At 35.7% G+C, this 7,603-nt stretch carries 8 protein-coding genes and 2 pseudogenes; 5 read left to right on the forward strand and 5 right to left on the reverse strand.

Translation table 11 applies throughout. The features are described from left to right. The first annotated feature begins 61 nt into the window (after positions 1–61). Complete coding sequence (locus FTU92_RS11895) at positions 62–793, forward strand: transglutaminase family protein (RefSeq protein ID WP_005245162.1); 732 nt, start codon at positions 62–64, stop codon at positions 791–793. Beyond that, complete coding sequence (locus tag FTU92_RS11900; protein WP_127800877.1) at positions 780–1,667, forward strand: cation diffusion facilitator family transporter; 888 nt, start codon at positions 780–782, stop codon at positions 1,665–1,667. The genes FTU92_RS11895 and FTU92_RS11900 overlap by 14 nt, the downstream gene beginning before the upstream one ends. An 84-nt stretch (positions 1,668–1,751) precedes the next feature. Here FTU92_RS11900 and FTU92_RS11905 read toward each other — a convergent pair. After that, positions 1,752–1,976: pseudogene (locus FTU92_RS11905) on the reverse strand (efflux RND transporter permease subunit); the annotation flags it as partial. On the opposite strand from FTU92_RS11905, the pseudogene FTU92_RS11910 reads away from it, so the two are divergent. Continuing rightward, positions 1,976–2,119, forward strand: a pseudogene (locus FTU92_RS11910) (antitoxin HicB); the annotation flags it as partial. The pseudogenes FTU92_RS11905 and FTU92_RS11910 overlap by 1 nt on opposite strands. A 252-nt stretch (positions 2,120–2,371) precedes the next feature. Here FTU92_RS11910 and FTU92_RS11915 read toward each other — a convergent pair. Next, positions 2,372–2,623 carry a hypothetical protein gene (locus tag FTU92_RS11915; RefSeq protein ID WP_004658363.1) on the reverse strand — a complete coding sequence of 84 codons (252 nt, stop codon included), beginning with the start codon at positions 2,621–2,623 and terminating at the stop codon, positions 2,372–2,374. A gap of 194 nt (positions 2,624–2,817) precedes the next feature. Here FTU92_RS11915 and FTU92_RS11920 point away from each other — a divergent pair, with 194 nt between their 5' ends. After that, positions 2,818–3,039, forward strand: coding sequence for a helix-turn-helix transcriptional regulator (locus FTU92_RS11920; protein WP_004658364.1), 222 nt, complete (start codon positions 2,818–2,820; stop codon positions 3,037–3,039). Between the two features lie 172 nt (positions 3,040–3,211). On the opposite strand, the gene FTU92_RS11925 is transcribed toward FTU92_RS11920, so the two are convergent. Beyond that, positions 3,212–4,356, reverse strand: a protein-coding gene (locus FTU92_RS11925; RefSeq protein ID WP_099046175.1) for an IS3-like element ISAba14 family transposase whose coding sequence is annotated in 2 segments (ribosomal slippage) — positions 3,212–4,092 and positions 4,092–4,356 — 1,146 coding nt in all. Because the reading frame shifts where the segments join, the coding sequence is not laid out codon by codon here. A 277-nt stretch (positions 4,357–4,633) separates the two neighbouring features. Between FTU92_RS11925 and FTU92_RS11930 the strand changes: the two genes are divergently transcribed. Beyond that, complete coding sequence (locus FTU92_RS11930) at positions 4,634–5,422, forward strand: aminoglycoside adenylyltransferase domain-containing protein (RefSeq protein ID WP_038350081.1); 789 nt, start codon at positions 4,634–4,636, stop codon at positions 5,420–5,422. A 126-nt stretch (positions 5,423–5,548) separates the two neighbouring features. Here the strand turns inward: FTU92_RS11930 and FTU92_RS11935 are convergent, their stop codons facing one another. Both FTU92_RS11935 and FTU92_RS11940 read right to left on the reverse strand, forming a co-directional pair. After that, positions 5,549–6,007: a DUF523 domain-containing protein gene (locus FTU92_RS11935; RefSeq protein ID WP_077170035.1), complete on the reverse strand. Its 459-nt coding sequence runs from the start codon at positions 6,005–6,007 to the stop codon at positions 5,549–5,551. Between the two features lie 234 nt (positions 6,008–6,241). After that, positions 6,242–7,407 (reverse strand): IS3 family transposase gene (locus FTU92_RS11940; protein WP_119285041.1). Its coding sequence is split into 2 segments (ribosomal slippage): positions 6,242–7,149 and positions 7,149–7,407, totalling 1,167 coding nucleotides; the frame shifts between segments, so codons are not numbered across the junction. Between the last annotated feature and the right edge of the window lie 196 nt (positions 7,408–7,603).

A 7,603-nucleotide genomic window follows, 5' to 3' on the forward strand; every position in this document is an offset into this window, starting at 1 on the left:
TGACTCTATAGTTACTATAGAGTCTATAGTATAAGTATGCAACGAAAAGGATATATAAAAAATGACTGAGAAATATTTAAACAATACGAATATCGTTAATTTTGAACACAAAGATATCCAATCCTTGATCGATCAACGTAGGTGGAAAAACTTGGATAACTTCAACAAAATTGGTGCCGCTTATCAGTTTGTAAAAGATGAGATTTTCTTTGGTTATAATGAAAGCGATGATATTGCAGCAAGCGATGTGCTAGCAGATGGTTATGGACAATGTAATACTAAGGGTAATCTGTTAATGGCACTATTGCGTGGACTAGGCATTCAATGCCGATTTCATGGGTTTACCATAGACCAGCAACTACAAAAAGGTGCTATCCCAAGCTATGTATTTTGGTTAGCACCTAAATACATCATTCATAGTTGGGTAGAAGTTTACTTTGAAGGGCGTTGGATAAACTTAGAGGGCTTTATATTGGATGAGCAATACTTAAGCTCTCTACAGGAGAAATTTGACCAAGTAAAAGATGATTTTTGTGGTTATGGTGTTGCAACAAAGTGCTTTTCATCACCAGATACAGATTGGCGTGGAGAAAATACCTATATTCAAAAAGAAGGTATTCATGATGACTTTGGGCTTTATGATTCCCCTGATGAGTTCTATCTCGAAAAAGGGACTAACTTGTCGGGGTTCAAACGCTGGATATATCAACGCTTGATACGTCACTTGATTAATATGAATGTATCAAAACTAAGAAATAGAAAAGTACTAGAGGTACAAAATGCACAACCATAATCATAGTCATCAACATGGTAAAGATGACCGTATTGGTTGGGCATTTTTCCTTAATGTGACATTCACTATTATCGAATTTATAGGTGGTTGGCTCACTAACAGTACGGCGATAATGGCAGATGCAGTTCACGATCTTGGTGATAGTCTTTCAATAGGTTTTGCGTGGATTTTAAGTCGTTTTTCAGATAAAGAAGCATCAGATAAGTTTAGTTATGGTTATCGTAGACTTACTCTCTTTGGCGCATTGATAAACAGTATTGTTTTAATCATTGGCTCAATTTGGATTTTATTTGAAGCAATTCCAAAGCTGTCCAATCCTGAAATGCCTGTAGTCGAGGGGATGTTAGGGCTAGCGATACTCGGCGTTGCCGTTAACGGATATGCTGTATTAAAATTAAAAGCGGGTGAAACATTAAATGAGAAAGTGCTGACATGGCACCTTCTTGAAGATGTACTTGGATGGGTTGCCGTTCTTATAGTCTCTATCGTACTGTTGTTCGCTGAACTGCCGATATTAGATCCCCTTTTATCAATAGGGTTCACGCTGTTCATCTTGTTTAATGTTTTCAAAAACCTGAAATCAACACTCGTTTTATTTCTTCAAGCTGCACCCGATAAAGAGACTCAAAAGCGTATTAAACTATCACTAATGGAATTTCCTGAAGTTAATGGTATCCACCACATGCACTTTTGGTCACTAGATGGTGAAAGTCACGTTTTAACAGCGCACCTTGAGCTGAGTGACAACTTTGACGTTAAAGAATTAATTAGGCTTAAACAAGAAGTTGCAGCTAAATTATCTTCCTATCATTTATCGCATACAACGATAGAGTTTGAGTTTTTAAATGAAAATTGTCGGGATGAAGCGCAGTAAGCTTTATCAATAAAATGTTGGGCATACAATATTAAAAGCAGCTTAATTAGGCATAACCTAGTAATTAAGCTGCTTTTTTTGATTTTAAATTTCGTCGGATTGCTGTTTGCTACTCTCAGAGCCATGCGCCCATTGATATAAAATAGGCAATACAAACAAAGTTAAAATTGTAGAAGATACAATACCGCCGATAACAACTGTTGCTAGTGGTCGTTGTACTTCTGCACCAATTCCAGTGTTTAACGCCATTGGAATAAAACCTAAACTTGCGACCAGTGCCGTCATTAAAATAGGTCTTAAACGAATGATGTGCTGAGTTTCCATCATTGTCTTGGCTTGATGCGGATCAGTCTAAAGCATTCTCAGGAATAGAGGAGCTCGTTGCTGATGTTGTCGCTGATATGATTAGCAATAATGAAAAAGTTCCTACACCACTCTCCGGGAAAATATAGTAGGCAGTTTGTTGTCCTTGTTCTCAGTGGTTCAACAAAAACTAGCCCTCGAAGCCGCAGAACGTGGCGTGGACATAAATTGTTTAGTATCAGTAAAAAGAGCGATGTAATTTTAGTACGAGTGAGTGATAGAGCAGGAACCTATGCTTCATATATTCAGTAAATGGTATGTTTTTGAATTAATAGGTATTTTTAAATAAAGCTTTCTTTGATTTAGTGCTTTTTATTTAATAAATTAATTTTAAAAACAACTTAGGCTAATTGATAAACACTATCTGGAAAGATTAAAAGAAAATATTTTTTAATTTCTGCTAATTCATTTAAGGCAGGTTCCCTTTCAAGCAGTTGAAATGTCCAAATAAGTACAGCCTGATGATTATCATAGCAAGTATTTACTCCAAGAAAATTAGCCATTCCATAACTTCTATTGATGTTCATTTCTTTAATTAATTGATTTCCTAAGTCACGAGCTTGCTGGCTGATCAATAACTCATTTGGTAACACGGCGGTCATCTCCACAAAATAATCTAATGCAGGTTCAATCCTTATATTTAAAAAGTTATAATTTAGTTGAAATGGATAAAATATACTTTCTATAAGTTGTAATAACCTGCTGTAGGTTAATTTTAGCAAAGTATTACTCAGTCAACAACTTCAAATAACCCACAGCAAGTTATTTTTTGTAAATTAATTTAAATATGATTACTTGTAAGTTATCTAGCCTCATGGGCGATAGAAAAATTTTAAAATTAAGTGAAGTGGTGCATGCAACAGGTATCAATCGCAACACGCTCACAAGTATGTATTATGACCGTGCTGTACGTATTGAATTACCAGTCGCCGATAAGTTGTGTAAGTACTTTAACTGTACGATGAATGATTTGTTTGAGTTTAAGGAAGAAGTTGAAGAAAAAGATTAACTTAATACTTCGTTTGATAAGTTTTTCGAAGAAAAAGACTAGCCAATACTTAGTTTGATAAGTTTTTCTCTGCAGATCTAATATTGAATTTTATAAAATATCATTACAAACAGAGGTGGTTCCACTTGTTTGAACAACTAAAAGCGTATTTATAAGTGATATTCCGCTCTAGTTAAGCCACCTTGTTTTGTTGGGGTAGCTGATCATAGTAAAACTCATTTGGTGTCATTTTGTCTAGACTCGAATGAGGTCGTTTCAGATTATAAAACTCAAAATATGCACTCAATTGCTTTTTCGCATCTGTGACACTGCTATAAGCTTTGAGATACACCTCTTCATATTTAACGCTCCGCCATAATCGTTCAACCATCACATTATCTACCCATCGACCTTTACCATCCATACTGATTTGAATGCCATTTGATTTCAATACATCAATAAATGCATCACTGGTGAACTGACTGCCTTGGTCTGTATTCAATATTTCAGGTGATCCATATTTTTCAATCGCTTCATTTAAAGCCGAAATACAAAAATCCACCTCCATACTAATCGATACCCTATGCGCAAGTACCTTGCGGCTATGCCAATCAATCACAGCACATAAATAAACAAAGCCTTTTGCCATAGGGATATACGTTATATCAGTAGACCACACTTGATTACTGCGCTGAATAGCCAATCCTTTGAGCAGATATGGATATTTACGGTGAGCTTGATTAGCCTGGCTTAAATTTGGTTTGCAATATAACGCCTGAATACCCATTTTCTTCATTAAAGTACGTGTATGACGTCGTCCTATATGATGCCCTTGACGATTCAACAAATCACGCATCATACGACTGCCTGCAAAAGGATATTGCATATGTAATTCATCAATACATCGCATCAGCTTCAGATCTGATGAGCTAACAGGTTTTGGGCGATAATAATAACAACCACGAGAGACTTTCAGTAACTTAGCTTGTTTAGATACTGAAATCTGAAGTGAGTGATCGATTAACTTTTGTGGTTGAAGCGGCCCAGTTTCTTCAACACACCTTCTAAAAAATCAATTTCTAATGCCTGCTCACCGATTTTTGCATGTAACTTTTTAAGATCAATGGGAGGTTCTGATGGAGCTTTTGATTGATCGAAAGCTTGTGAGGAAGCTGAGATCAATTGATTTTTCCAGTCAATAATTTGGTTTTGATGAACATCAAACTCAGAACTCAATTCAGCAAGTGTTTTTTCTGCTTTGATCGCAGCAAGTGCTACCTTAGCCTTAAAGTCGTTTGAATGATTTCTTCTTGGTCTACGTGCCATAAAATACTCCATATATTGATGTTTATAACATCATTTGAGGAGCAGAGTATCACTTATAGGAGTTGTTCAAATTTCCGGATCCATCTCTAAGTGAGGAGGAAATGACTCTTACTATTCAGATGTTGTTTCAAGCTTTTTTTGATTGATAGAGTTTTATGTATTAAACTCTATATTGAAAGTAAATATATTGTAAAAATAGTATGTTATTTACTAATTGATTAAATTATTTACACTTATTCTGTATAATGCTCTATGAATTCATTACTTATTTTTTTAAATTAAAAATCATATGCAAAGCTTAAATGATGAAGAGTGTCGCCAAGTTGAAAGTGTAAAACAGCTTTTACAAAAAAATTTTAAAGATAAGCTTTATGCTATTTATTTATATGGTTCGTATGTTGATGGTGGTTTAAAACATAAAAGTGATCTTGATATTTTAGTTATTATTGAACGTGAAATTACCGATCAGGAAAGAAAACAATTAGCGCAGAATTTTCTAAATATATCTGTTCCGATTGGTCATGCTACAGCGCGTGCCTTAGAAATTACGATATTAGAAAAAGGGAGTATTACCAATAAAAATCATCCATATACATATCAGCTACAATATGGCGAGTGGTTGAGAGAAGAATTACTCAAAGGTGAATTACTTTATAGTCAATCTGATCCAGATATTAGTATTTTACTTAAAACTGCCCAATTACATAACATTACTATCTTTGGACCTGATATTTGCGATTGGTTAAATCCAATTAGCTATGAACAATTAATATTTGCCATGCAAAAAACTTATCCACAAATTATTGCTCATTGGAAAGACGATCAGGATGAATGTAATCAAATTTTAGCGCTATGCCGTATAGCTTATACATTAGATCATAAAACAATAGTTGCCAAGGATGTTGCTGCGACATGGTTTTTAGAATTCTTAAGTCAGATAGATCAAGACATTTTGCAACTCATAATAGATGAATATATTGGGCAAGGTCATGAGCAATGTTGGTTAGTTTTACATGATCAGCTTGCTAAAATTGTTAAAGAATTACAGCATAAAATTGAACCACTACTTTTTAACTGATGTGGAAGTAATGGATATGCTTCTTAGATTATTACCTCACTATATCTCTAAATACCGAAGAGACTTGATATTGCAAAGGGGGGCGTGGTTGGAGTTGCATGAAGATTTTAAATAAAAGCGGAGGAACTAGGGTAAAAGTTGCCAAAAAGTTTCTTCTGAAATGACTTTTATATTATGACGTTTAAGCAAAGCGGAGGTAACTCCATTGCCATAGATCTTATTCCCATTAAATTGACCATCGTAAATCATTGAACTACCACATGAAGGGCTATTTTCTTTAAGCACTACCAGAGTAGCTTTTAATAATTGAACTTTTTTTAAAGTTCTATATGCCCCTTCAATATAGATTGAAGTCACATCCTTTCCTGATTTTTCAATTACACAGGCTTTTCCATCTAAGACATCATCGCCATTACCTCCCGAAATCTCGGCAGGTTCGCGTGGTGTTGATAAACCGCCAAGAATCTCTGGACATACCATAGTAGCTTTTCCATCTTTGACTAATTTTTCGATTTTTTCGTTTAAGCTATGCGTCCCGTTATAACGTACCTTTAAGCCAGCCAGACAAGAACTTACTAAAATCATATTTCCTCTATGAAAAAGATATGTATCGATTTGCTATTTAGCCAGTACCTATTATTTTTTAAAATTAATAGGTTAGTGCTATGGATAAAACAAGAATTTAAATATGATCAATGCAAAGTGAGTTATTTTTTTTCTAACCCACAAAGCTTATAGATTAGTTTGATCCTTTTTGTTTAGAAAATTTATCAACAGTGATGTGTGCTGAATTAGCAGGAGACTTTCACTTGGGAGATTCTAGGCAGCTAACCGATAAAAGTCTTCTGCCATTTGATTTGGTGTCTTAAAATCCAAGCCTTTTTGAATTCTTCGCTGATTATAAAATAACTCTATATATTTTGTAATATCCGCTTTGGCTTCTTCCCTTGTTTTGTAGTTGCGATGATGGACTAGTTCATTTTTGAGTATGCCCCAGAAACTCTCTATCGGTGCATTATCAAAGCAGTCGCCTTTTTTGCTCATTGAACCCTGAAAATCAAATTTCTCAAGTAAGTTTCGATATTCATTACTGCAATATTGGCTGCCTCTATCTGAATGTACAATGAGATCTTTAGCAGGTTTCTGATTGCGAATAGCCATATTCAATGCATCACAAACAAGCTTGGCTGTCATGCGCTCATTTAAGCTATAGCCAACAACCTGTTTCGTGTAAAGATCTTTGACAGCTGCCAAGTACAACCAGCCCTCAGCCGTCCAAATGTAGGTAATGTCACTCGACCACGCAAGATTAGGCTTCGTCATTGAAAACTGTTGCTTGAGTAAATTGTCATAAATAGAACGGTTGTGATCACTGTTCGTGGTTCTTTTGAAACGCTTATGGCGCTTACAATACAACTGATTTGATTTTTTTATTTGGCGCACAGCATACGTACTTATTTTGATACCTTGCGCTTGTAAATGCTTGGTTAATCGAACATAGCCATAGCTTTGTTTGGTTTCTTCATGGGCTATTTTGACCAAAATTGTCTGCTGATTTCGCTGAATTGATCTTTTACTCATGCCTCGCTTTAGCCAATCATAAAAGCGAGAAACGGATACACGAAGTAATCGAGCCATTAAAATAATCGGAAATAAGTGGCTTTGCGATTTCATATAGGCGTACCTCACTGACTTTCTTTGGCAAAGTACGCTGCTGCCTTTTTTAAAAATTCACGTTCCATTTCAGCTGTTTTGAGCTGTTGTTTAAGCTTCTTATTTTCTTCGAGTAAGGCGTTTAGATCGGGCGAATACTGTTTTGTGCCTGCTAAAGTTCCAGCCTTTGCTTTGTTATTCCAGTTCGAAAGGGTTTGCATTGAAATGCCAAGTTGTCTAGCGGATTCCGATACATTACCTTGGTTCTCTTCAATGGCTTTTATGGCTTCAGCTTTAAATTCTGCGGTGTAAGTCTTCTGTTTCTTGCTCATGGTAAACTCCTAATGAGTATGTATAGTTTACCAAGTTAAACCCTCCTGTTTTTTAAGCACACATCAATAGAGTGGGAGTGACGGGCACTGGCTGGCAATGTCTAGCAACGGCAGGCATTTCGGCTGAGGGTAAAAGAACTTTCCGCTAAGCGATAGACTGTATGTAAACACAGTATTGCAAGGACGCGGAACATGC

The organism is Acinetobacter sp. YH12205 (assembly GCF_013418125.1).
Taxonomy (GTDB): Bacteria; Pseudomonadota; Gammaproteobacteria; order Pseudomonadales; family Moraxellaceae; genus Acinetobacter; species Acinetobacter towneri.

Excerpts from the sequence above, each read along its gene's own strand:
- FTU92_RS11900 (WP_127800877.1), top strand. The coding sequence starts at position 780 with ATGCACAACCATAATCATAGTCATCAACATGGTAAAGATGACCGTATT.
- FTU92_RS11930 (WP_038350081.1), top strand. The coding sequence starts at position 4,634 with ATGCAAAGCTTAAATGATGAAGAGTGTCGCCAAGTTGAAAGTGTAAAA.
- FTU92_RS11895 (WP_005245162.1), top strand. The coding sequence starts at position 62 with ATGACTGAGAAATATTTAAACAATACGAATATCGTTAATTTTGAACAC.
- FTU92_RS11935 (WP_077170035.1), bottom strand. The coding sequence starts at position 6,007 with ATGATTTTAGTAAGTTCTTGTCTGGCTGGCTTAAAGGTACGTTATAAC.
- FTU92_RS11920 (WP_004658364.1), top strand. The coding sequence starts at position 2,818 with ATGATTACTTGTAAGTTATCTAGCCTCATGGGCGATAGAAAAATTTTA.